The sequence below is a fragment of the Nocardia sp. NPDC003183 genome (genome assembly GCF_053590715.1).
In genome coordinates, this window is sequence record NZ_JBSFTG010000003.1 from 86,799 (window position 1) to 110,312 (window position 23,514).

A 23,514-nucleotide genomic window follows, 5' to 3' on the forward strand; every position below is an offset into this window, starting at 1 on the left:
GGGTATCGGTCTCGTCGTTCACCGCGCTGCGCGGCATGCGCCGGTCGATAACCACCTACGCCACGAGCAAGGCGGGGGTGGCCGCCCGAGGGGGTTCAGTAGGCCCGGGAGAAGATCACCCGCTTGCCGTAGGAGGCCGGTGCGTCACAACGAACGCACTGGCCGCTTTCGGCGTCGCCGGTCAGCGGCACACACCGCGGCGTCGCCGCCGTGAGGGCCTTGATGTCGATCTCACACTGCGGTTTACCGCAGTGCAGGGCCAACGCCCAGCCCGTCGCGACGGCCGCCTCGAACGCCGCCCAATCGTCGACAGCGCTGGTGTTTTCCTCGCGAAACGCGGTCGCGCGAGCGAGTAGATACGCCTGGAAATCGTCGAGGATCCCGGGCATGAGGTCGGGCATGGTCGCCAAGTCGACCGACTGCTTGCCCTCCTCCCCCAAGCGCCGAACCATCACCGCTGTCCCGGCAGCGAGATCGCGCGGGCCGAGCTCGACGCGCACAGGGACACCGCGCATCTCCCACTCGTTGAACTTCCAGCCCGGCGTCTGGTCCCGATCATCGACGTACACGCGGACCCCAGCGGACCGAAGCTTGCCTGCCAGTTCATCGGCGGCCGCGACGACAGCGGCCGCGGTATCACCGCGCATGATCGGCACGATGACGACCTGGTGCGGCGCCAGGCGCGGCGGCAGCACCAGGCCGCGGTCATCGCCGTGGGTCATCACGACGCCGCCGAGCATCCGGGTGCTCATTCCCCAGGATGTCGTGTGGCAGAATGTGTCTCGCCCATCAGAGGCGGCGTACCGGATTCCGAATGCCCGCGCGAAGTTGGTGCCCATGTAGTGCGAGGTCCCGGCCTGCAACGCCTTGCCGTCCCGCATCATCGACTCGATCGTGATCGTCTCGACAGCGCCCGCGAAGCGTTCACCGGGGGTCTTCTCACCCGGCACGACCGGCATCGCCGCCAGCTCCCGGGCAACGGTCTCGTAGATCCCGAGCGCCAACTCCATCTCGACACGAGCCTCCGCCTCGTCGGCGTGCGCGGTATGGCCTTCCTGCCACAGGAATTCCGTCGTGCGCAGAAACATTCGCGGACGCATCTCCCACCGGACAACATTGGCCCACTGGTTGAGCAACAACGGCAGATCGCGATGGGAGCTGATCCACTTCGCCATCATCTCGCCGATGATCGTCTCGCTGGTAGGTCGCACGACAAGTGGTTCTTCGAGCTCCTTACCGCCCGCGTGCGTGACCACCGCAAGTTCAGGCGAGAACCCCTCGACGTGGTCGGCTTCGCGTTCGAGGTAGGACTGGGGAATCAGGAGCGGAAAGTAGGCGTTCTCGTGACCGGTCTGTTTGATACGCCGATCGAGCTCGGCCTGTAGCAGTTCCCAGATCCTGTACCCGTACGGTCGAATGACCATGGTGCCTTTGGCCGGTCCGCGATCGACGAGGGCAGCCTTTACGACGACCTCGTTGTACCAGTTGGAGAAATCTTCGCTCTGGGCGGTAACTCCGCGCTCATCCCGTGCCATACCGACAAGGCTAACGCCCCCCACCAGCGAATTTGCTGGTCCTGGCTCACCTGCGGACCTGCGGATTTCGCGACAAGCGAGTACGGCCGCGCGAGGGATAGCAGGGGCCGTCGCGACGTTCTGCGGGGCCGCGCAGTGGCGCTTGGAACGTGAACTTCCACCGACCTGCCTGCTGCTACGCGCGCGAGGTGCAGACCCGCGGCTGTAGCGAGGTGCCGCGCTGCGAGTTCCGCGATCACCGTTGTCCGCCAGCTGGTTTCATGAAGGACCACCGATACAACTTGGCGCGCAACAGGGATGGGGAAACGGTATGCCGGAGAGCAAATCACGGAGCGAGTCGATCGACTACCTCGAGGATCCGATCGGCGCCGCCCGGCAAGGCACCAACCCGACCGTGATCGGCCGACTGCGCAGTGGATGGGCTGTCATCGGCAGCACACAGCACCTGCCCGGGTACTGCGTGCTCATCCACGACGGAAACGCTGACCAACTCACCGAACTGCCGCGGGCGGACCGCGTCACATTCATGCACGACATGGTGCTGCTCGGTGAAGCGGTCGAACGCGCATGCCGGGCCGCGGACCCGGAATTTCTGCGCATCAACTACGAGGTCCTCGGCAACTTGTGGCCACACCTGCACGGCCACGTCCTCCCCCGCTACCGCTGGGAACCCGACCACCTCCGAGTAGGCCAGGTCGCCCTCTACGGATCTGACCGAGACGCTCCCGAACACCGGCTCGGCGCCCGGCACGACCCGTTGCGGGCCGCCATTTCGGCTGCACTGCAAGAAGTAGCCATCGAGGGCTGAAACCGTAAGCGTCGCTTGCCAACTGTCCGGACGGCGCGCGCGTCGATGCCCTCGGAAGAACGAATCCGCCCCTGGGCGGCACGCCGGAGCGGATCAGCCCGTTCATCGGAAGGGCTGCCGCCGCGGTCGAGGCGATCGGCGAACAAGCCCAACCGTTCGACGAAGCTTTGCTCGAAGACCTCGTTCTCGAACATCAGCTGCTCGACCGTGCCCGCTACGTCAAAGCACTCGCGACCACCGTTCAGAACGCCGGAGCGGCCACCGACAACGGCCGCGATTCCTGCTTCCGGCGCATCGTGAACACCGAGTGCGCCCGCGGCGATAGCACAGCCGCAGCGGTAGTCGCTGCCGATGAGCACACGCTTGCAATACAGGTCGGGCTGCTGACACACACTTCTACCGTCGCGAGCAATGCGCTCGGCCACCTGGCGCACAGGTGCGCGGCTGCCGCCCGCCAATTCGCGGCGCAGCACCCCGAATTGACCGAGGCGCTGCGCTCACGGGGCACGGTGATCTCGCAAGGCCAGTGGCCTTCACCCCGCTCCAACCTTCAGTTAAGCTGAAGGTTATGGAGCCTCTGCCACTGTGTCGCCTCAGTATCGTGCCGGGCGCCTTCCGTCTCGTACGAGGAGAAGGGTGCTGCGCGTGAGCTTCCGTCATTACCTACGCCGACCCCCAGCTATCAGCGCCGCCGAGGCGGTGCGCCTGGTCACGGAGGGTGCGATCGTCGTGGACGTCCGTCGTGACTTCGAGTGGAATCGAGTACACATCCCAGGTGCTGTGCACATGCCGCTCGAGGTGCTCCAAGCGCGCTGCATGGAACTGCCCGAGGACCGTCTGCTCATTACCTTCTGCACCGGCGGCCTTCGCTCCGCGGGCGCGGCGAACCTCCTGGTCGAGAACGGCTTCGAAGCGGTCAATATGAGCCGTGGCCTGATCGATTGGCGCGCCGCCGGTGGGCCGCTCACCCCGTGAGAAGGGCGCCCCGACCAGGCCGAAGCCCGAGCTCGGGCGTTCAGAGGTGGCGGTTCAGGACCACGTCCCGGTTTCTGTAGCACTCACAACCCTGCGACGCTTCAAAGGAAGGTAACGTTCGGTCGCCGGATTCGGTGATCGAGGCTCCTGGGCACTCGAGGACCCAGCGCCCTCGTCGCCGACGTCGGCCCCGCGCCCCGGAATACAGAGTCTCGTCGATGGGACCCGGTACGACGCCGCCCCATAACCGCTCGGGCAAACACCTGGAGCGGCGTCAAGACCTCCGTGCTCCGACCATGCGGAGGGCGAGTTCGACATATCCCGCAGCGATGACATCCGCGTCGGAGTAGGACTTGGAAGGAAACCATCGGCTGACATCGACCCCGAGTGAGGTGATTGCCAACGTGGCAACCCCGACATCGACGGGAGCGAACTCGCCTGCCGCAGAACCATTTTCGATGATCTCGGAGAATACGCGAGACGTCGACCGGCGGATTTCAGCGATGACGGTGAAGTGCTCGGGCGACAGCGAGCGTAGTTCGTATTGCGCAACGCGCGCGCCGGTGTGGTTGTCGGCGTGCCACATGACGTAGGCGTTCACCGTCGATACCAGCCGATCGGTTGCCGAAGCCCCGGCGTGATCGGCATCGGTGACCGCATCCAGGACAGAACTGTGCCCTTCCAGGCTGATGGCGTAGAGAAGCGCTTCTTTGGTCTTGTAGTGCGGGTACACCGCTCCGGGACTCATGCCGATACTGGCGGCGATCTCGCGGGTACCGGCCGCACCGTATCCCTTGGCAGCGAAGACCTCGATGGCCGCGGCGCGTATCCGCGCGGCCGCCTTGGAAGTCCCTAGTTCATCGCGAACCGCTGATCGTGATACGTCCACAGGACTCCGCCTCTCGGTCCTTGGGGTTGACATGTCGCCCTCCTCCACGCAGGATATGCGATCGTATAGAAACTATGCAATCGCATAGCTAATCGTTTGCTTCATCGCACAGCACCGCGACTAGGTGACCTCACCCTGTCCCGTCCGGCACACACTGAGGAAATGTCATGTCCACACCCATGTCCCGCCGCGATCTGGATTTCCTGCTCTACGAGTGGCTCGAGGTCGACTCACTGACCAGTCGCGAACGCTTTTCAGACCACTCACGCGAGACGTTCGACGCGGTACTGGATTTGAGCGCGAACATCGCCCAGAAGTGCTTCGCGCCGGTCAACAAAAAGGGCGACAGGAACCCGCCGTACATCGGTGCAGCGGGCCAGGTGGTACTGCCGAGCGAGATCAGCGACGGCCTCGAGCAGTTCCGCAGCGCAGGGCTCATCGCGGGGTCGTTCGACGAAGCTTTGGGTGGCATGCAATTGCCGACTGTCGTCAACCGCGCGGCGATGACCTGGTTCCAAGCCACCAACGCGGCGATGTCGTCCTACTATTTCCTCACTGCCGCCAATGCGAGTCTGCTGGCGGAGTACGGCACCGCCGAGCAGATCGAGACCTGGGTCCGGCCGATGCTCGACGGTCGTTTCACCGGCACGATGTGTCTGTCCGAGCCCCAGGCCGGGTCGTCACTGGCCGACATCACCACCAAGGCCGTCGCGATGCCGGACGGCACCTATCGGATCACCGGCACCAAGATGTGGATCTCGGGCGGTGACCACGAGCTGACCGACAACATCGTTCACCTGGTCTTGGCAAAAGTCCCCGGTGGCGGCGCTGGGGTGAAGGGCATTTCGCTGTTCATCGTGCCCAAGTATCTCTCCGATGGGACGCGCAACGACGTCGCGCTGGTCGGTCTCAACCACAAGATGGGCAACCGCGCCACCACGAACGCACTGCTCAACTTCGGAGACGGAACCTTCGACCCCACTCCGGAATCCGGCGCGGTCGGCTACCTCGTCGGCACCGAGCACCGTGGGTTGTCCTACATGTTCCACATGATGAACGAAGCCCGCATCGGTGTGGGACTGCTGGCCACAGCGCTGGGGTACGCCGGCTACCTCGCCTCCTTGGAGTACGCCCGCACTCGCGTCCAGGGTCGAGCGATCGATGACGCTGCCTCGGCCGCGGACAGCAAGCCGGTCGCCATCATCGAACACGCCGACGTCAAACGGATGCTCTTGGCCCAGAAGTCCTACGTCGAAGGCGCGCTGGCGCTCGGGCTCTACTGCAGCAAACTCGTCGACGAAGCCGCCACAACGACCGGACCCGATCGTGATCGAGCGAACCTTCTCCTCGATGTCCTCACTCCCATCGCGAAGAGCTGGCCGTCACAGTGGTGCCTGGAAGCGAACAGTCTCGCGATCCAGGTCCACGGCGGCTATGGCTACACCACAGAGTTCGATGTCGAGCAGCACTACCGCGACAACCGGCTGAATCCCATTCACGAAGGGACGCACGGCATCCAGGGCCTGGATCTGCTGGGCCGCAAGGTCACGATGCACGCCGGTGCGGGCCTGACCCTGCTCTCGGACACCATCAGCGACACCATCGACCGCGCCTCCACCGCGCCGGCGCTGTCCACCTACGCCGATGATCTGGGCAAGGCGCTGAACCAACTGGTCGCGGTCACCGCACAGATCTGGTCGGTCGACGACCGCGCCGCCTCGCTGGCCAACGCGAGCATCTACCTCGAAGCCGCCGGGCACATCGTGATCGCCTGGATCTGGCTCGACCAACTGCTCGCTGTCGGCGACCGGGACGGGGCCTTCTACGACGGCAAACGCGTCGCGACGCAGTACTTCTTCCGGTATGAACTGCCCAAGGTCGCCGCGCAGCTGACACTGCTGGCGCAGCTCGACCGAACCACCCTCGATACCGACCCGACCTGGCTGTGAGCCTCGTTCACCGCACCACCTCGTCTACGTCCCAGGAGAACTCGATGTCCCTACTCGAAATGTTCGACATGACCGGCAAGGTCGTCATCGTCACGGGCGCATCGTCCGGACTCGGAGTGTCGTTCGCTCAGGGGTTCGCCGAGGCGGGCGCCGACCTCGTTCTCGCGGCCCGCCGTGCCGACAAGCTCACCGAGACTGCGGAATCCGTGCGCGCAGCCGGTCGACGAGCTGTCGTCGTTCCCGCCGACGTCTCGGTACCCGAACAGTGCCAGGCAGTCGTCGATGCGGCCATCTCGGAGTTCGGGCGCGTCGATGTCCTGATCAACAACGCCGGCGTCGCCTCCGCCCACCCGGCGACCCGGGAGACCCCCGACCAGTTCCGCGCGGTCATCGACGTCAACCTCCACGGCTCCTACTGGATGGCGCAAGCCTGCGGCCGCGTCATGCCGGCCGGCGGCTCGATCATCAACATCTCGAGCATTCTCGGACTCACCACCGCGGGCTTGCCACAGGCCGCCTACAGCGCCAGCAAGGCCGCCATCATCGGACTGACCCGCGATCTGGCCCAGCAATGGGGATCCCGCAAGGGAATTCGCGTCAACGCGCTGGCCCCCGGGTTCTTCCGTAGCGAGATGACCGACACCTACGACGAAGGCTACGCCGCGTCCCTGATGCCCCGGGTCGTTCTCGGGCGGTACGGCCACGGCGAGGAAATCGCGGCAACCGCGGTATGGCTCGCCTCTGCCGCCGGCGGCTACGTCACGGGACAGACCATCGCTGTCGACGGCGGCGTCACCATCACCTGAGTCGCCGACCGCACCGAGCATCGCACGCTCTCCCCGAGACAGATCGCTGCGCGGTGGCAGGCAACAACTCATCCTCTCCGCTCCCTGCCATCGGCAGGTAGACCCGGCAGGATCGGCTTCGGCAGATCCGTCACGAACGCCGCAGTTCGTGACGGTCTTTGCCGTGACCCCAAGACTTTTGGGGCGACCTCACGTCCATGCGCTGCGGTATCTTCCATGCGATCGCCGCACCTGGTCGGCGCGCAGAGGAAGCACACACCACATGTTCAACAAGTCCATTGCGGCCGCCACGCTCTCGGTGAGCGCCGCTGCCGTCCTCGCGGCACCGCCCGCCGCCGCCGACCCGGCCAACTGGGGCGCCGTTTCCCTCAGCGTGTGGGGCAACGTCTACGCGTTTTCGGTCAACCACCCGACGGAGGCCGACGCCATTCAAGCCGCCGACCGAGCGTGCAAGGGTCAAGGCATCATCGACTGCCGGATGGTGGTGACGTTCGCGAACGGCTGCGGTGCAGTCGTGACGAGTCCGCTCGCGATTGTCGCAGGGTTCCCGATCGTGGGCTTCGGTAAAGGGTCTACCCCAGGGGAGGCATACGCAGACGCCACCCGCAACCTCCCCACCGGCACCGGAAGCGCCGGTTCGTTCAATCGCGACCACGCCTGCACCCGGCCGTGATCCAGGTCCCGCACGGTCTTCTGCGCGCGGCCCCTATCTTCTTCTGCCGCATGACTAATGGACTGTTGAGCTTGTCGTGCATTCGAAGGTCGGCAGCAGATCACGCGCGCAGTTCCAGGGCAGTTCTCAGTCGAGCAGTGATCTTGCAGGGGCCGAGACCTAGTGGAAAGTGGGCCGAATAGCGTTGCAGGACAGCGACTTCGGCTTCCGGGTCGTCCACCTTGCGATAAACGAGGGCGGCGTGCTCGGTGATCCGAGCGGACGGTGTGGTTTCGATGATCGCGGATGCAGCGCTCAGGCGGGTATGCGAGGCATCCGTGCTATCAGTGTGAGCGCGGTGGTAAGCGGCGGCGAAACCGGCAAGTGCGCGGGTGAGGCTGATCGACAGGGTCGCGATGCCGATCACGGGCACTCGCCGCGGTGAGCTGGCCACCGCCAACACGCACACGGCCAACCGGCACCTTCAGTCACACAAAGCGATGATCGCGATCGAACAGAGTGACGACGCTGTGAGGTGCTTCCCGGCCGAAGAAGACCTCCAGATTCTGCGCCGAGCGGCTTGCGGCGTCGCTGCTGCGCGGGAAGAGCCGCTGCTCGTAGGCGGTGAGCGCGGCCTCGGTGTCGGATTGCTCGACCAGCTCAGCGGCCAGGTCGGCGCCGTCGTACATGGCGAGGTTTGCGCCCTCGCCGGCAAAGGGTGACATCAGATGCGCGGCGTCGCCGACGAGAGTCACGCCCGACACCCTGTCCCATTCGAACCCGACGGGAAGGGCGTAGATGGGTCGTAGCCACGGTTCCGCGTCGCTTTCTGTCACGAAGGCCGTGAGCAGTGGTGACCAGCCGTCGAACTCGTCGGCGACCTGGCGAAGGCCGGCGGACGGGTCACCGAAGCTGATCGACTTCATCCACTCCTCAGGTGTGTTCAGCGCCACGTATCCGCGCACGCGCCCGTCGGCGTAGCGATGGGCGATGATCCCTTTGCCTGGCGCGACCGCCATCAGGGTGCCGCTGCCGATCGCGGCGACGCCGGCCCGACCGTCCTGGCCGACCGCAGAGAGAGCGATCTCGATGAAGCAGGTTCCGCTGTAAACAGGCTTGGCGGGGGCGAGCAGCGGACGCACCTTCGACCAGGCACCGTCCGCGCCGATGACGATGTCGGCTCGCGCGGTCGAACCTTCCACGAAGGCGAGCTCGTAGCCACCCTTCACGCGGCGCCGGACCGAGGCGAGCTTGTGCGCCCACCTGATCGTCTCGGGCGCCAACGAGTCGATGAGAAGGCGCCGCAGTTCGCCACGATCCACCTCAGGACGGGCCGACTCGGGGTCGCCAGGCATGTCGAACAGGATCGTGCCGTGGCGGTCGACCACACGCTTGGCGTCCTCGCCTGGACGGACCAGAGCGAGGAACTCGTCGTAGAGGCCTGCTGCGCGAAGCGCGACCTGCCCGGTCGCCTCATGAATGTCGAGCAGGCCGCCCTGCGTACGAGTCGTCGCCGAAGCCTCACTCTCGTAGATCGTTGCGGCGATGCCGTGAGTCCGAAGCACCCGGGCTAGCGTCAGCCCGCCCAGTCCCGCTCCGATGATGGCGATGGTCTTCGGCATGTGCGCTCCTCTGTAGCGCCGACACGCGTCGGCGATGATCAGCGCCGTGAGCGGACGAGATGTCCGGTCTCGGCAGGAGACGCTCACCGATCGGAACCATCTGAATCGATGTACGAGCGATGCCCGGCGGGGCGGTGGGCCCGCAGGACGTCGTTTTTCGCGACCCGACAACTATAGGCCCGGCATCCACGTCGCGCGACCGGGCCGCTCACGCTGCGCCGACAGCCGCCTGCACCGGCCATTGCGCAGACGAGGTCGCTGCCGCCGCGCGGCCCCCCGCTGTCATGTCCGCTGCGCGGGCGATCGAGTGCGCCATCTTTTGAATCGAATTGTTTTCGAGGCAAAGGCGCGCACCAGCAACGGGGTTTCCACGTGAAGATCGGAGTGCTACCTTCCTGAGCGTCTATTCGCGAAAGATAGCGAGGCATTCGATGGGATTGGTAGAGCGCCTGGACCACATCGGCATCACCGTGGCCGATATCGACGCCGTGACAGCGTTCTTCGTCAGCCTCGGGCTGGAAGCCGATCCGAAAATGACCGTCGAGGGCGAATTCCTGGACACGGTGATCGGCATGACCGATGCCGCCACCGAGATCGTCATGTTGCGCGTGCCCGGCGGCGATACCGCGCTGGAGCTATCGAGTTTCGCACGGCCGCAGCACCTTCCGGGTTCACCAGTCGCGCCGGCCAACGAGCTCGGGCTGCGCAATGTCGCTTTCGAGGTGCGCGACCTACGGGCCGCTGTCGCCCGGGCCGCGGCCGAGGGCTACGGCCTGGTGGGCGGGATCGGCGAGTACGAGGGCGTGTGGCGGATGGCCTACGTCCGGGGGCCCGAGGGAATCACCGTCTCGTTGGCCGAGCGCATTCGGAATTGAGGAGATCTCGTGAGCACGACCGTGACCGACGAACAGATTCAAGCCCTGGCCGCCACCGCAGAGCCCTTGACCCTGGTGCTCCTGCACTGGGCGCCCGGGCGAATGGTCGACGGCGCGGACGCGATCGAACTCGAACACCAGCGGCGGATGGTGACGTTGCGCGCTGACGGTGTGATCGCTGTTCTGTGCCCGGTCGCTTCCGACACCGTTGCCGGTGTCGCGATCATGACCGTGCCCGCCGAAGAAGCTTCGGGGCTCATGGCCGAGGATCCCTGCGTGCGAGCAGGCATGATGCGGTGCGAGGTTTACCCCTGCCACGGCTTCCCCGGAGACGCCCTCCCCCTGTGAGCTCCGGACCGGGGCTCGAGCGAACCGAAGCGACAGACGCCGCATGTGCAGACAGCGCGACGTGGTCGAGGCGTTCCTCGATACCTTCCTTCCGGCTTCCCGGCAGAGAGCTGTGCGGGGCAAGCTCGTGCTCGTCACAGACTTGGTGACGATCCGGGCGGTCGTCGACGGTTCATGACGGTCGCGAACGCTGGTCGTCACCGCTGCGTGCGTGCTCGGGCAGCGGTGACGAGCGAGTTCGACTTTGGCGGACAAGGAAACGAAGGTGGTGTCGGAAAGGTCGACAACTAGTCGCCGACGAGCCGCCGCGAGGACGCGGTCTTACGGTTGGGGCTTTGATCACTGCGCCAGCCGCTGCACCGCACCGCGTGCGCTGGCAAACATTCGGCCATCCCGTATACCGAATTCGAACCGCGCCGGCAGGACCGCCGACCGACCGGTTCCGACGCGCTCGCTGTGTTCGGCCAGAGTCACGGTCGCCCAATCGTGTAGCGGCGCCGGAATCCGGTACCTGGCACCATTCTCGGCGACCAGATAGCAGTAGGTCGTTTCGCCGGGCAGGGCCAGAGGATTGTGGATCGCGATCTGGACGACATCGAGGACCAATCCACCCTCCTCGGCGGTGAGCGTCGGCGGGTTCAAGTCGGTCTCCATACCCGAACGATAGCCCAGCAAATACTTGGACAACTCCGGCTCTGCGTAACCCGCACATTGAGATCGCATGACAACGCCATCGATCGGAGCGCCGCGGCGCGCGCGACCGGCGGTCTTGACTGCTGCGGGCCTCATGCTCTGGTCTGGCTAAGGCGCTGCGGCAAATCCAGCGATCCGGTCCGAGGACTCCGGTCCCATCGCGGCGGTCAGCGCGGACCTGGCGAGGTCACGCAGCCAGACATGCGCGGGATCGGTGTCGTAGCGCTGGTGCCAGGACAAATAGACCGGAGCCGCCGGCAAGTCGAGCGGAAGCGGGACCAGCACCAGCCCGAGATCGGGAGCGGCCGCGCGCGCTGTCGCCTCCGGCACGGTGACCAGCAGGTCGGAGTCGCGCACGAACTCGAACGCCGCATGTTCGGTGGGCACCGTCGCCACCACACGCCGGGCGAGGTCCACCCGACCGAGCGCGTCGTCGAGAAGATTGGTGAGCTTTCCGCGCCGTGAGACCGTGAGGTGATCAGCTGCGGCGTACCGTGCGGCAGTGACGGTCTCACCGTCCGTGAGCGGATGGCCTTGCCGCACAACGATGACATGCCGGGTTTCGGCCACCCGCTCGGCACGGATCTCGAGCGCGGCGGGACGGTCCGCGTTCGCGGCGAGATCGACTTCCCCACGCCGTAATTCGGGAGTGTCGATACTCGACTCCGCGATGAACCGCAGGCGCACACCCGGCGCCTGCTCCCGCACCGAACCCAACAGCGCCGGGCCGGCTGACGCGACGAGAGCGTCGTGCCAGCGCAGCGTGAAGGTGCGGTCGAGGGTGTCCAGGTCGAGCGCACGACTGGGCGCCAAGACCCCCCGTACCTGCGTCAACAGGTGGTGCACCTGCTCGCGGACGGCCAGCGCATAGGGCGTGGGGGTCATCGTCCGTCCCGTGCGCACCAGGATCTGGTCCCCTGTCGTGCGCCGTATCCGGCCGAGGCTGCGGCTCATCGCCGGAGCCGTGACGTGGAGCCGGTCCGCCGCTCCCGCCACACTGCCTTCCTCCAAGAGCGCGTCTAGGGCTGCGAGCAGATTCAAATCCAATTGCATGACAGTCATCTTAGACGTGTTTTACATGCACTTGCTGTTAATCATTGTCGGTTCTAACGTCGAAGACAGCGAAAGAGAACGAGAAGTTTTCGCCAGGCCACCCCGCCAGAGAAAGAGCGCAACCATGACCGAGTCGACCCTCACCCCTGCTGCCACCACCGACGCCGAGCTGCTCACCCAGGCCGAGATCGCCGTCCGCGCAGCAGGTTCGGCACTGCGCGACCGATTCGGTGACATCGCCACCTACCGATCAAGCGAGGAGCTGATGGGCGCCCTCGCAGCCAACGACGACACCGTGACCGATCTGCTGCGCCCGCGTCTGGAAGCGTTGCGTCCCGGTGCGCGCTGGGTGGCGGAGGAACTCGACGGCGGCGCCCTGCCCGAGGGTGAATGGTGGGTCGTGGACCCGGCCGAGGGCAACATCAACCACCTGCACGCCCTGCCGGAATGGGCGGTCACGGCCACCCTCGTCCGCGACAACCGGCCGGTGCTCACCGTGGTCCACCTGCCGCTGACCGGACAGACCTACACCGCGCTCACCGGCGCCGGCGCTTACCTGGACGGGCGCCCGCTGCGCGTCTCGGCGACAACTGATCTCGGGCTCGCCATCGTGGCCACCAGCCAGGCCCGCCCTGACGAGGACACCACAGTCGTGCATCGTGTCGGCTCCTCGATCACCGAGATGCTGCTCGACGCACTCGTCGTACGGGTCGCTGTACCCGCGACTCTGCATCTGGCGAACATGGCCGCCGGTCGCATCGACGCCTTCTGGCAATTCGCCGGTGCCCGCGCCGACCTGCTGCCCGGCGCCCTGCTCGTCACCGAAGCCGGTGGGCGGATCTCCACCACCGACGGCCGCCCCTGGACCCCCGACAGCGACAGCTTCCTCGCCACTGCCCCCGGCATCCACGCCGCGGCGGTCACCACCCTGTCTCGCTGACACCGACCACCGACCTCAGGAGGAACACCCCCATGAACACGATCACCATCCTCGGCAGCGGCCGCGTCGGCAGCGGTCTGGCCACCGCGCTGCGCCGGGCAGGCCACGACGTCGCAGTGCCCGACCGCTCCCCCGGCGCCGCCGCCGACGCCGCCCGAGCCGCCCAGATCGTCATCAACGCCACCCCTGGCGCAGGCTCGCTCGAGCGACTCGGCGCGCTTCAGGAGGAACTCCGCGAGACGATCCTCGTCGACGTCTCCAACGCCACCGTCGACGGGCCCGATGGCCTGCCCGCCGGCCTGCTCTACCCCGGTTCGAGCCTGGCAGAACAACTGCAGCAGGCCCTGCCCGAGACCCGCGTCGTCAAAACTCTCAACACGATGCTCTTCTCGGTCATGACCGCCCCCGCCACGCTCACCCAGCCGCCCACCGTATTCCTGTCCGGCAACGACCCGGAAGCCAAACGCACTGTGGCCGGGCTGCTGACCGGCATCGGCTGGAACCCTCAGTGGATCACCGACCTGGGCGGGATCGAGACCGCCCAGGCGAGCGAGGCTGCGATCTTGTTCGTGCCGCACGTGATCCGTTCCACAGGTCTCGCCCCGTTCGCCATCTCCATCGCTCGCTGAGGCAGTGGGACATTCGGGGCGCACAGGCTTGCCATCGCACTGTGAAGCCAGAAGCCTCGGTCGAGCGCACCACCCGACTTTGTAGCTGCGTCGGGGACTGACCGGCCTGCGCAGCGGAGTTACTGACGCGCAGGCCCGGGACCGGTTTATCGGCTGGCAGTATCCGACGTTGTGGGCGTTCACCGGGACCACCTTCTGTCCGGGCGTGTTCTCCGAGCGTGTCTAGCGTTTCCAGGCCGAACCGATCGATGACCACACCTGCCCTGTTCGGTATCCGCACGGTGATAGCGGCGGGTCAACGATCGATGGTCGCATGGACCAGGCGGGCGTGATCGCGCAGGACTCGACCGGACCACCTACCGGACTGTTCGGATCGCTGGATTGCCCAGTGTCGAGAAGTCTTGTGCCGCTGCAGTCTTCTACGGTGAGGACGTGCGGTTGCGGCACCGAGCACCTCCACCCCCGAGGCGATGCCGCTGGAAGGTTGTGCGCGAGCTACGGAAGCCCGGCAGGAGCTTGGCGCCACGGCAGCTCCCGCTCGCGATCGGAACTCCAACTGCGTCGAGGACCGGGGTAGCAACTGGTTCTCGCGAGAATGACCTGGCCGACCGCCGGCACTCGTGTGCATTCGATCTACCGATGTTCTTCCTGGCCCGGTCTCGCCCAACGCAACATCGAAAGCCCGCGCTCGTAACGAGTTCGGGGACAGCCGGGAAGAAAGACAAGCCTGGTTGCGTCAGCCTCTGACGCAACCAGGCTCAATACTCAGCGCTTCCGCAGGTCGACCACTGTGGATAGCGAATGTATCCCCCGTTACCTACTTCGTGGCCCTGACACGGGGCCACGGTCGCCAGGCCCGGTATGACTTCTTCCCCCGTCGCACTCATGATCCGGGGGGGTGGTGTCGCCGGGTGCTGGTGGCGTCGACGGAGCGCTAATGGGGACAGGGCTGCTGGTAGGTCTCTTCGTAACGTGGGTGCCGGGCGTTGACGCCAGATCGGGTGACCGTTCCGGGTTTTCGACGCGATGAGGAATGAGAAGTGACACAGGCGTATGCCGTGTTCTGCGGCCTTGACGTGGGAAAAGGCGAGCACCACGCCGTCGGTCTCGACACGACCCGCAAGCGGTTGTTCGACAAGGCGCTTCCGAACGACGAAGCCCGGCTACGTACTGTCTTCGACCAACTCGCCGCCCGTGGCCCGCTCTTGATCGTGGTCGACCAACCCAACACCATCAGCGCCCTGCCTGTCACCGTCGCTCGCGCCTGCGGCGCCGACGTCGTTTACCTGCCCGGCCTGTCGATGCAGCGCATCGCTGATCTCTATCCAGGACAAGCCAAAACCGACGCCTCGCGACGCCTACATCATCGCTGACGCCGCCCGCACCATGCCGCACACACTGCGCCGGGTCGACACCGGCGACGAGACTCTGACCGAGCTTGGGGTCCTGGTCGGCTTCGATGACGACCAGGCGGGCGAGGCGACACGGACCAGCAACCGCATCCGCGGGCTGCTTACCAGCATTCACCCAGAGCTCGAACGCGTTCTGGGACCGCGGATCTCGCACCCAGCGGTCCTGGAAATCCTGTCACGTTGCGGTGGGCCGCAAGGAATCCGAGCGGCAGGCAGGCGCAAACTCACCACGATTGCGACCAGACATGCACCGCGCATGGGCGCGCGGCTGGTCGAGGAGATCCTGGCCGCGCTGCCCGCACAAACGGTGACAGTTCCGGGCACGAACGCCGCCGAGATCATATTGCCGAAACTCACTGATTCTTTGAAAACTGCTTTGCTGCAATGCAAGAGCGTCGCTGAAGATATCGAGAGGATGCTCGATGATCACCCTCTTGCCAAGGTCCTTACCTCGATGCCCGGCGTCGGGTCAGGACCGGAGCCCGCACCCTGCTCGAAGTCGGCGACTGCTCGGCCTTCGCTTCGGCCGGCCACCTCGCCTCCTACGCCGGGATCGCACCGGTCACCGACCGCTCCGGCAGCTCTATCCGCGGCGAGCACCCGGCCACGAACCGGCAACCACAAACTCAAACGCGCCCTGTTCCTGTCCGCGTTCGCCGCCATGCACGACCCCGCCAGCCGCGCCTACTACACGCGAAAACGCGACGAAGGTAAGAAAACACAACGCCGCCCTCATCTGCCTGGCCCGCCGCCGCTGCGACGTCCTCTACGCCATGCTGAAAACCAAACAGCCCTACCGCATCCCGGGCGCTGCCGCATAGACGAAGCCATCACAAACCAATCGCCTTTGGCCCGTCGATTAAGTTGAGCGCATGGGTGAAACTCGGATCACAACGGCGCTCCACGCCACGACGGACCTCGCGCAAGCGGTGACGACTCTCGTTCAGCAGCTGTCGACTACTGCCGCGCCCATCACCGTCGAATCGCTCGCCAAGCTCATAGAGTCCGAATCCGCGACACTGCTCATCGCATCAACCGATGAGGGTGTCGTCGGCATGCTCACCCTCATCACCTACACAATCCCGACCGGAGTCCGCGCGCGAATCGAAGATGTCGTCGTCAACGAATCCGCACGCGGCAAGGGAATCGCATTCGAGCTCACCCACACCGCAGTCGAACTCGCACGCCAAGCCGGAGCACGCACCATCGACCTCACCTCCCGGCCATCACGCGAGTCCGCGAACCGGCTCTACCAGCGAGCAGGCTTCACCCCACGCGACTCCCTCACCTACCGCCAAACCCTCGCAACCACCGACCCAGCGACGTTGACAAGAACATATGGACACCCCCGGACACGCGAAGAAGGTGATCATCTGATCGGGGCCTTCTTCGTTGCAAACCGTGACAAGCGGTGAGGTCACGCTGATTCCGGCTTTACGAAACACCCAACCGGTGTCTCCGCCGTACCGGGATCTCCGTGAACACCCGATTCCATGGAACCCCTCGTGCCTGACACGACCGACACCGAGCGGACCAACGCCACCCGCCGTGGCAGTCCGACGGCTCAACCGGCAGTCGGCGCCACGGCCGTCGGCGGCGGTTGCTGTCAGGGGACTTCTCAGTTCAACCCACTCACTTCTCGGGCGATCGACGAGACACGGCTCTGCGCGGCCGAAACGACACCCTGCCGCGCCTTGTGCGCCTCCTCGTAGGCGAGGATCATCCGGACTGCGGCGGGATCGGCGAGTTCCTTGATCGCTGCCGCCGCCTGGGCGACATTCAAGTCGTCATATCCACTGATGGGCAGCTCTCTGGGATCGAGAAGGCCGGTGGCGGTGCGCAGTGAATGCGTTGCCTCGGCGGTGGAATCCGCGCCTTCACGCCGCGAGACCTGCTCAGTGGTTTCGAGAACAGCATCGCGCGAGGCCGCGAGCGTCTTCACGGCGACATCGCCCGCGTGCGCACCCCTGGCGAGCAACTCGCCCAGTGCGGGCGGGGCAGCACGGAATGTGTCCAATGCGCGGTCGATGCTGCGAGCAGACCACGTCACAGGGATATTGATCAGCTTCACCGCGGTCCCCGTAACCGCCTGAATCGGTGTTCGGCGCAAAGCCGCGGGCCCGCCGAGCGCGTCCTCGGCGAGTACGGTCGTCAACCATGTGACGGTGGCCGTATGGGCGGTGATCAACCGCTGCGCCACGGCTACTACATCGGCGTTCTGAACGGTGGTCGCGAGTGCTTTGACGTAGCGGGCGCGGTCGAGCAGCTGATGTTCGAGGACGAGGTCTCCCAGCAAAGCTTCGTCGAACGGCTGGGCTTGTTCGCCGATCGCCTTGACCGCGGCGGCAGCCCTTCCGATGAACGGACCGATCCGCTCCGGCGCGCCACCCAGTTCACGGATCGCGGCCTCGATGGCTTCCGCGCGAGCGCGGGCGTTGTGGGCGTTCTCAGCCAGCTCGCGGCGTACAGCCTCAGTGCGAGCCTGTGCGATTCGAGTCTCGGCGATTCGGATTTCGGTCTCCGTCAACTCGCGGATAACGCGCAGTTGCGCGAGCAGGGTCGTCACGGTGTTGCGTGTGCTCATGAAGTCTTTCCTCTTCGATGTCGACGTCAGGGAGGCGCAACGCTGCACCACTATGTCGACTACCCCGCACTCATGGTTCAAACATTGCGCCGCAACAGTTGTCGATCGTGTCCCGGGTGAGATATTGGTTGTGTGCCCGGTGGGTAGCGCCGACAAGGTGTGAACCAGCGATCGCGGCGATCCACGCCGCCAGTGTCGACGCCGAGAGGTCTTTGCGCACGGCCCCGAGGGGGTATACCGGGTGACCGGGTCGGCCGGGACCGACGCCAGATCCGCTGTGCCGCATCAGGTATGGAATGCCTCCTATGCTTCGGAGTAGGTGCGAGTCGTGGTGTCGGGGGTCGCGGCGTAATGGGTGCGCGCGGCGTCGGCGGTGATCAGGTCGGGGTGATCGCCGACAGTCATGACCGCGCGAGCTCGAAAGGTACTTAACGTCAACATGATTCAGCTCTTCGAATGCAGACCGAAGGGGTACGACCGCAGATATTCTCGACAGATGGATACCCCGGTTGCCATCCAGCGCCCGCCAGTAGCTGTGTTCCGGAGGATGCCCGAGGGGGAACCATCGCGTGCCTGAGCGCTGTGGTCCGGTCCGCGGCGACGCGACCGCCGGATCTCGCAGGCTCAGGCCCGCACAGACCGGACCGGTCCGCGGCGGACTCCAACGATCAGCCGGCGACCAAGCAGAACGGGTGACCGGCCGGATCCAGCAGCACCCGCCACCGATCGCCGCCCGGCTGGTGGTCCGGCCTGACCGCGCCGAGCCTCAGCGCCGACTTCTCCGCAGCGTCGAGGTCCTCGACGCCGAGGTCCAGGTGGAGCTGCTGCGGCACGTCCTGACCGGGCCACCGCGGGGCCCGGTATCCCTCGACCCGTTGGAAGCCCAGGTCGCAGCCCGAACCATCGGTCAGGCCGACGAACTCGTCAGTGTCAAAGCCGAGCTGCATGCCTGTCAGCTCTTGGTAAAACCGGGCCAGAGCCCGGGGATCGGCGCAGTCCAGAGTCACGCCTCGCAGCATGGCGATCGGCATCGTCCACTCCTCGGTCATCCGTGTTCGCGGGCCGCGGGGCGGCACCCGCAGGTAGTCATCCAACCGCACTGTGGTGGCTCGGCTCCACTCCTTTTCGGGCAGCGGACAGCGCTCTTCTCGGGCTCGGTCGTGTGCGTCGTTGCACCACCGATTCGGGCCGGTGACGGCGAGCGGGACGCGCGTGGTGGGGGTGCGGAGCCGAGACTGCGGAAGCTCCGCGTTCCGGCGAGTTCGGCTGACCTGTTGTTGTGGATATTACAAATGCTGGGTGCGTGAGCCCGTTGGTGTTCGGAGGTCCATTCACGGGAGTAATGGACCTCCTCGGCCAGAATCCGAACGTCAGCCGGCGGGCAATACCCGTGACACCTGGGATCTGGTGACCGAACAGGCACGAGGCGAAGCCCTTTCGGGGGACATCGACACCGCCATGGCGGCCCTGGAGAAAGCCCAGCATTTCGGCCAGTCACGCGCCACGGTCTTACAAACCCAGCTCCAGATGTTCCTCAGCACCTCTTCCCCCTACGATGCCTGATTGCGAACGCGGTATCGGGTTCGAGGACGCGGCGGGCGAGCATCCGATTCTCACCCGCCGCGCGGACCTCGCTGAGGTAGGCGCCCGACACTGCGCGGCCACTGCCCTCGGCTCGGCCTGAAGTTCGTGCTGGACAGTCTGATCGCTGACGGGTCACTACGGGCGTTCCGCGCCCCCCGGATCGAGGTCGACCACGCCTTTGCCGCTCGCAATGTCGAGTGGCACCGAGACCTGGTCGTGTGCGATCAACCAGGTGCCGGCGATCTTCCGCATTCCGTAGGTGACCCGGACCCATATACCGCTCGTTGCCTCGCCGTTCTTCAGCGTGCCGTGCAGACGTGCGAAGGCGTGCCCGAATGCCACACCATCGCCGACACTGAGCGTCAGATCGCGCACGTCATAGGTCACACTCTCGAAGAACAGGAACACTCTCGCCCAGTTCTCGAGTTTCGCCGCCATCCCGACGTGTCGGTGCGGCGGCTCGAGGTCGAACGACACGATGTCGCTTGTGTACAGCAATTTCAGGACCTCGAGATCCTTGGCTCGCACTCCTTCGATCGCCTTGTCGATTTGGCGCCGAATCTCGACTTCATCCGCCTCGATGCGGTCAGCGCGTGACTGGAACTCGTTGGACGCGGTCATGATTCACTCCCCGAGAACTGCCTCTGCATCGCCCGCAGCGGCGCGAGGGCAGTGCTCCAGGTGATGACCTGATCCAACGTTTTGTGCAGGGCGGCGACATGGTGGTCGCCCGGTGTGAAGGTGAGGTGGTTCTCGAAATCGGTGAGCAGGGAAATCTCTACCGGGCGGCTCACATCCGCCATACCCAGCCCGCTGCAGACCACCCGCAGCTGCGCCACGGCACGGGCGCCGCCGCTCACCCCGTAGGAGACGAATCCGACCGCCTTGTCGGTCCATTCCGCGAACAGGTGGTCGATTGCGTTCTTCAGCACTCCGGGGATGCCGCCGTTGTACTCCGGGGTCACCATCACGAAGCCGTCGAACGGGCCGATCCGCTCGGCCCAGGCGCGGGTGTGCGCGTGTGCCGACGGGCCGAACATCGGCGGCGCGGGCTCGTCCAGATGCGGTAGCGGGTGATCGCGTAGGTCGATCAGGTCGAATTCGGCGTCGCCACGCCGCGATGCCGCGTCCAGAACCCACTCGGCGATCTGGGGGCCACTGCGGTTCGACCGGGTACTGCCGAGGATGATGCCGATCTTGGTCATTTCTGGAACTCCTGCTCTGCTGAAAGCGTTACCACCTTCCGACGACGTAGCCGGGCGAAATGTCAGGCCTCACAAATCGAGTCGCTGTTTCGTCGGATAAGTGAGTGCCGTCGACACGAGGAGCCCAACACCATGACCGATCCGCAACTGCGCGCGGTGATCGACGAACGCCGTCAGCTGATCAATCTCGCTTACCGGCTGATCGGCTCGCTGGCCGAAGCCGAGGATGTGGTGCAGGAGACCTACGTGCGGTGGTACGCGCTCTCCGAGCGACAGCGGCAAGACGTGGTGACGCCTGGTGCGTGGTTGACGACAGTCGCCAGCCGCATCTGCCTCGACCTGCTCGGCTCGGCGCGTGCCAGGCGGGAACAGTATGTGGGCGAGTGGATTCCAGAGCCGATACCCAACCACTCCGAGTGGTTGGGTGGTCCAGCGCCTGGAGACCCCGCCGACCGGGTCACCCTGGACGAGTCGATCGGCATGGCCTTCCTGGTCGTGCTCGATTCCATGACGCCGGCCGAGCGAGTGGCGTTCGTCCTGCACGACGTCTTCCGCTACTCCTTCGCCGAGATCGTCGACATCGTCGGCCGCACCCCCGCGGCATGCCGCCAGCTCGCCTCCAGCGCCCGCCGCCGCATCGATACCTCGCAGCGCCCATCGAGCGCCCAGCGCGCCGATGTGGTCAGGGACTTCAAACGGGCTTGGGAAACAAGCGATATGGAGGCCCTGATCGGACTGCTCGACCCGACCGCAATCGCGACCGCGGACAGCGGCGGTCTCGCTCCGGCCTTCCGCGACCCGATCACCGGCAGCGAACACATCGCCAGCGCCTGGATCGAAATCGCCACCCGCGGCCCCCAGGTAGCTCTGCTCGAGCGCACAGTAAACGGTCAGCCCGGCCTGGTCGCCCAGTTTCGCAACGCCGTCATCTCCGTCTACGCCTTCGATATCGTCGGCACCCGCATCACCCGCATCTGGGCAATCCGCAACCCGGAGAAACTGCGCCTCTGGACAACCAGCTGAACTGTGGCTGCGGAAACATGGCGGCCAGAACCCGCCGACACCCGTTGACCGAACGCACGGTATTCGGCAGATGCGGACGTTCGTGACCGCGCAATCCCGGGATGCGAGCATGCACTCCACCACCAAGGGTCTTCACCTTCTTCGTGGTCGTATTCGTCGTCACTGTGCCAAACTGATAAGAGTCAATTGCTATGACCCGGGGAGACTGTTCAGGAGGTTGATCATGTGCCTGCCCGGTTTCAGCGCTGAATCATCGATGTCGCCTACCACCGCGAGGCGATAGTGGTCGTCGCGGCCGGGAATGCCAGGCGCATCGCGGGATCTCCCCCGGTCAGTCGCAGATCGGTGATTCCACTCGCGTCCTACGCATCCGGTCGACCGATGCCGAGTTCGAATCTCGGCGAGGGCGGGTCGTAGATGGCCGACTGGGACGGCGCAGGCTACGCCCACATCAGTGGACTCCAGCGCGCGATGGCGACGGACGCTGTGGAGTCCGTCTCGCTCGCGGGTGCCGAGGACATCCTCGATGTGGGTTGTGGCGACGGCTATGTGACTCGCTTGATCGCGGCGCGAGTGCCCGCTGGTTCCGTGCTCGGCATCGACCCGTCGCCGCGAATGATCGAGGCCGCCCGCACGGCCGACGACCAGCTCACGAACATCGACTTCGGCGTCGGCGATGTCACGACCATGACCTTCCCCCGCGACTTCGACCTCGTCGTCTCGTTCAACGCACTGCACTGGGTGCTCCACCAGGAGACGGCCTACCGGCACATCGCCGCGGCACTGAAACCCAGCGGACGGGTGCTCGTGCAATATGTCTGCGCTGGACCTCGCCCGAGCATCGAGAACGTCGCGATGGCTGTCACCGACGATGTGCGCTGGTCGACAGCGTTCGCCGGGTTCGCGCGCCCCTTCGTGCATATCGACCCCGACGCACTGCCCTCGATCGCGGGGAGTGCCGACCTCGAGGTCACCGCACACTCCGTGACCGACCGGGAATGGGACTTCGGCTCACGCGAGGCCTTCGCCCGGTGGTGCACGGTCGGCTTCGCGGACTGGACGGCTCACATTCCCGCCGCCGACATCCCCGCCTTCATCGACGAGGTCGTCGACCGCTACGAAGGCGTCGTCGGTCGGCCAGGACTATTCCGATTCCTGCAGTTACGGGCCGAGCTGTCGCGACGGACAGCCTTCCTGGAACCCAGGTAGTAAAAACGGTCTGCGCACTAGCGACGGTGACGAATGCCTAGAAATCCAGAACTTCTCGCGACGAAACGCGATAGCCCCCGGACCACAGACGTCGATCATCAAAGTCGCTGAACCAGCGACGACGTTCACGATGACAGCCGGGTCGCGGCCGAGGGGCCGAATTAGTAGACAGCAGACCAGTATTCGTTCACCGTCCATGTCACCGCACGGAATTCGGGGTGTTTCGGATCGTCGGTGACGGTGATCGTCGCACGTGCCAGGTCGATCTTCATGCCATCGGCCACGAACTGCTGACTATTGGCGGTGAAAGTGAAGAAGGCTCCGTCGAAGGGGTCCGGCCGTAGCGCCGGCGCCGCCGCCCGCATGATCCGGGTGCCAGCCTGGTCCTCGCACACGACGAATCGCTGGTCGCCGCCCACTCGGCTGCCCTGAAAGGTGGTCACCGGACGCCCAGTGGTCTGGCTGACCAGCAGCACCAGCCGTTCCGTGCCCTGACATCGGGCGAACGAATCGCGATAGCCGTAGGTGTCGGTGCCGTCGGGCAATGTGCCGTCGGTCTGCGTCGGTTCGGCCGTCGTGCTGGTGCGCGGCGCTGACGGGCTGGGCGAGGTCGCGGCGGTGTTCTCGCCGGAACACGCCACCATCGAACAGATCAACGCGGCCCCGATCAGCGCCGGAAAACCTTTCCGTGCTGAAATCATCAACGGAGACCAACAATTCAGA

The 23,514-nt window shown here is 65.5% G+C and carries 24 protein-coding genes and 2 pseudogenes; 15 read left to right on the forward strand and 11 right to left on the reverse strand.

The features are described from left to right. Nucleotides 1-95 precede the first annotated feature (95 nt). Nucleotides 96-1,535, reverse strand: coding sequence for a proline--tRNA ligase (gene proS / locus ACWDXS_RS12265; RefSeq protein ID WP_387443700.1), 1,440 nt, complete (start codon nucleotides 1,533-1,535; stop codon nucleotides 96-98). 310 nt (nucleotides 1,536-1,845) lie between these two features. On the opposite strand from proS, the gene ACWDXS_RS12270 reads away from it, so the two are divergent. The 3 genes and pseudogenes from ACWDXS_RS12270 (at nucleotide 1,846) to ACWDXS_RS12280 (ending at nucleotide 3,318) form a co-directional block, all read left to right on the forward strand. Then, nucleotides 1,846-2,343, forward strand: a complete 498-nt coding sequence (locus ACWDXS_RS12270; RefSeq protein WP_449965005.1) for an HIT family protein — start codon at nucleotides 1,846-1,848, stop codon at nucleotides 2,341-2,343. A 38-nt stretch (nucleotides 2,344-2,381) separates the two neighbouring features. Then, a pseudogene (locus ACWDXS_RS12275) lies at nucleotides 2,382-2,579 on the forward strand (ferritin-like domain-containing protein); the annotation flags it as partial. A 409-nt stretch (nucleotides 2,580-2,988) separates the two neighbouring features. Then, entirely contained in the window at nucleotides 2,989-3,318 is a 330-nt protein-coding gene (locus ACWDXS_RS12280) for a rhodanese-like domain-containing protein (RefSeq protein ID WP_378987393.1), read from the forward strand. Nucleotides 3,319-3,592: 274 nt separating this feature from the next. On the opposite strand, the gene ACWDXS_RS12285 is transcribed toward ACWDXS_RS12280, so the two are convergent. Beyond that, nucleotides 3,593-4,207 carry a TetR family transcriptional regulator gene (locus tag ACWDXS_RS12285; protein ID WP_378988450.1) on the reverse strand — a complete coding sequence of 205 codons (615 nt, stop codon included), beginning with the start codon at nucleotides 4,205-4,207 and terminating at the stop codon, nucleotides 3,593-3,595. A gap of 167 nt (nucleotides 4,208-4,374) precedes the next feature. On the opposite strand from ACWDXS_RS12285, the gene ACWDXS_RS12290 reads away from it, so the two are divergent. The 3 genes from ACWDXS_RS12290 to ACWDXS_RS12300 all read left to right on the forward strand — a co-directional run bounded on the left by ACWDXS_RS12290 (nucleotide 4,375) and on the right by ACWDXS_RS12300 (nucleotide 7,635). Continuing rightward, nucleotides 4,375-6,156 carry an acyl-CoA dehydrogenase gene (locus ACWDXS_RS12290; protein ID WP_449965009.1) on the forward strand — a complete coding sequence of 594 codons (1,782 nt, stop codon included), beginning with the start codon at nucleotides 4,375-4,377 and terminating at the stop codon, nucleotides 6,154-6,156. Between the two features lie 44 nt (nucleotides 6,157-6,200). Continuing rightward, on the forward strand, nucleotides 6,201-6,962 hold the full coding sequence (locus ACWDXS_RS12295) for an SDR family NAD(P)-dependent oxidoreductase (RefSeq protein ID WP_378987399.1): 762 nt from the start codon (nucleotides 6,201-6,203) through the stop codon (nucleotides 6,960-6,962). Nucleotides 6,963-7,224: 262 nt separating this feature from the next. Continuing rightward, complete coding sequence (locus ACWDXS_RS12300) at nucleotides 7,225-7,635, forward strand: DUF4189 domain-containing protein (protein ID WP_387443692.1); 411 nt, start codon at nucleotides 7,225-7,227, stop codon at nucleotides 7,633-7,635. A gap of 100 nt (nucleotides 7,636-7,735) precedes the next feature. Here the strand turns inward: ACWDXS_RS12300 and ACWDXS_RS12305 are convergent, their stop codons facing one another. Both ACWDXS_RS12305 and ACWDXS_RS12310 read right to left on the reverse strand, forming a co-directional pair. Further along, on the reverse strand, nucleotides 7,736-8,041 hold the full coding sequence (locus ACWDXS_RS12305) for a hypothetical protein (protein ID WP_449965013.1): 306 nt from the start codon (nucleotides 8,039-8,041) through the stop codon (nucleotides 7,736-7,738). Nucleotides 8,042-8,102: 61 nt separating this feature from the next. Beyond that, nucleotides 8,103-9,236, reverse strand: a complete 1,134-nt coding sequence (locus ACWDXS_RS12310) for an FAD-dependent oxidoreductase (RefSeq protein ID WP_449965016.1) — start codon at nucleotides 9,234-9,236, stop codon at nucleotides 8,103-8,105. 431 nt (nucleotides 9,237-9,667) lie between these two features. On the opposite strand from ACWDXS_RS12310, the gene ACWDXS_RS12315 reads away from it, so the two are divergent. Next, the gene (locus ACWDXS_RS12315) at nucleotides 9,668-10,111 is read left to right on the forward strand and encodes a VOC family protein (RefSeq protein ID WP_449965018.1); all 444 of its coding nucleotides are present in this window, start codon (nucleotides 9,668-9,670) and stop codon (nucleotides 10,109-10,111) included. Nucleotides 10,112-10,120: 9 nt separating this feature from the next. Further along, nucleotides 10,121-10,459, forward strand: a complete 339-nt coding sequence (locus tag ACWDXS_RS12320; RefSeq protein WP_449965020.1) for a hypothetical protein — start codon at nucleotides 10,121-10,123, stop codon at nucleotides 10,457-10,459. 339 nt (nucleotides 10,460-10,798) lie between these two features. Here ACWDXS_RS12320 and ACWDXS_RS12325 read toward each other — a convergent pair whose 3' ends face one another. Next, on the reverse strand, nucleotides 10,799-11,113 hold the full coding sequence (locus tag ACWDXS_RS12325; protein ID WP_449965023.1) for a hypothetical protein: 315 nt from the start codon (nucleotides 11,111-11,113) through the stop codon (nucleotides 10,799-10,801). A gap of 147 nt (nucleotides 11,114-11,260) precedes the next feature. Continuing rightward, the gene (locus tag ACWDXS_RS12330) at nucleotides 11,261-12,205 is read right to left on the reverse strand and encodes a LysR family transcriptional regulator (protein WP_378987419.1); all 945 of its coding nucleotides are present in this window, start codon (nucleotides 12,203-12,205) and stop codon (nucleotides 11,261-11,263) included. 124 nt (nucleotides 12,206-12,329) lie between these two features. Between ACWDXS_RS12330 and ACWDXS_RS12335 the strand changes: the two genes are divergently transcribed. The 4 genes and pseudogenes from ACWDXS_RS12335 (at nucleotide 12,330) to ACWDXS_RS12350 (ending at nucleotide 16,601) form a co-directional block, all read left to right on the forward strand. After that, nucleotides 12,330-13,145, forward strand: coding sequence for an inositol monophosphatase family protein (locus tag ACWDXS_RS12335; protein WP_449965026.1), 816 nt, complete (start codon nucleotides 12,330-12,332; stop codon nucleotides 13,143-13,145). Nucleotides 13,146-13,177: 32 nt separating this feature from the next. Further along, complete coding sequence (locus tag ACWDXS_RS12340; protein WP_449965029.1) at nucleotides 13,178-13,774, forward strand: NADPH-dependent F420 reductase; 597 nt, start codon at nucleotides 13,178-13,180, stop codon at nucleotides 13,772-13,774. A 1,040-nt stretch (nucleotides 13,775-14,814) separates the two neighbouring features. Continuing rightward, a pseudogene (locus ACWDXS_RS12345) lies at nucleotides 14,815-16,007 on the forward strand (IS110 family transposase). Between the two features lie 51 nt (nucleotides 16,008-16,058). Then, on the forward strand, nucleotides 16,059-16,601 hold the full coding sequence (locus ACWDXS_RS12350) for a GNAT family N-acetyltransferase (RefSeq protein WP_449965033.1): 543 nt from the start codon (nucleotides 16,059-16,061) through the stop codon (nucleotides 16,599-16,601). Nucleotides 16,602-16,804: 203 nt separating this feature from the next. On the opposite strand, the gene ACWDXS_RS12355 is transcribed toward ACWDXS_RS12350, so the two are convergent. Together ACWDXS_RS12355 and ACWDXS_RS12360 are read right to left on the reverse strand one after the other, a co-directional pair. Continuing rightward, nucleotides 16,805-17,770 carry a ferritin-like domain-containing protein gene (locus ACWDXS_RS12355; protein WP_449965036.1) on the reverse strand — a complete coding sequence of 322 codons (966 nt, stop codon included), beginning with the start codon at nucleotides 17,768-17,770 and terminating at the stop codon, nucleotides 16,805-16,807. Nucleotides 17,771-18,438: 668 nt separating this feature from the next. Then, nucleotides 18,439-18,801, reverse strand: coding sequence for a VOC family protein (locus ACWDXS_RS12360; protein WP_449965039.1), 363 nt, complete (start codon nucleotides 18,799-18,801; stop codon nucleotides 18,439-18,441). A 376-nt stretch (nucleotides 18,802-19,177) separates the two neighbouring features. Here ACWDXS_RS12360 and ACWDXS_RS12365 point away from each other — a divergent pair, with 376 nt between their 5' ends. Beyond that, the gene (locus ACWDXS_RS12365) at nucleotides 19,178-19,333 is read left to right on the forward strand and encodes a hypothetical protein (protein WP_449965042.1); all 156 of its coding nucleotides are present in this window, start codon (nucleotides 19,178-19,180) and stop codon (nucleotides 19,331-19,333) included. Nucleotides 19,334-19,489: 156 nt separating this feature from the next. On the opposite strand, the gene ACWDXS_RS12370 is transcribed toward ACWDXS_RS12365, so the two are convergent. After that, a complete protein-coding gene (locus ACWDXS_RS12370) occupies nucleotides 19,490-19,975 on the reverse strand; it encodes a YybH family protein (RefSeq protein ID WP_387443664.1) in 486 nt (161 codons plus the stop codon). Next, nucleotides 19,972-20,559 carry an NADPH-dependent FMN reductase gene (locus ACWDXS_RS12375; protein WP_387443662.1) on the reverse strand — a complete coding sequence of 196 codons (588 nt, stop codon included), beginning with the start codon at nucleotides 20,557-20,559 and terminating at the stop codon, nucleotides 19,972-19,974. The genes ACWDXS_RS12370 and ACWDXS_RS12375 overlap by 4 nt, the downstream gene beginning before the upstream one ends. A gap of 132 nt (nucleotides 20,560-20,691) precedes the next feature. Here ACWDXS_RS12375 and sigJ point away from each other — a divergent pair, with 132 nt between their 5' ends. After that, nucleotides 20,692-21,582: an RNA polymerase sigma factor SigJ gene (sigJ, locus tag ACWDXS_RS12380; protein ID WP_449965046.1), complete on the forward strand. Its 891-nt coding sequence runs from the start codon at nucleotides 20,692-20,694 to the stop codon at nucleotides 21,580-21,582. A gap of 417 nt (nucleotides 21,583-21,999) precedes the next feature. Beyond that, a complete protein-coding gene (locus tag ACWDXS_RS12385) occupies nucleotides 22,000-22,791 on the forward strand; it encodes a class I SAM-dependent methyltransferase (protein ID WP_449965049.1) in 792 nt (263 codons plus the stop codon). 161 nt (nucleotides 22,792-22,952) lie between these two features. On the opposite strand, the gene ACWDXS_RS12390 is transcribed toward ACWDXS_RS12385, so the two are convergent. Next, a complete protein-coding gene (locus ACWDXS_RS12390) occupies nucleotides 22,953-23,492 on the reverse strand; it encodes a hypothetical protein (protein WP_449965052.1) in 540 nt (179 codons plus the stop codon). Nucleotides 23,493-23,514 lie beyond the last annotated feature (22 nt).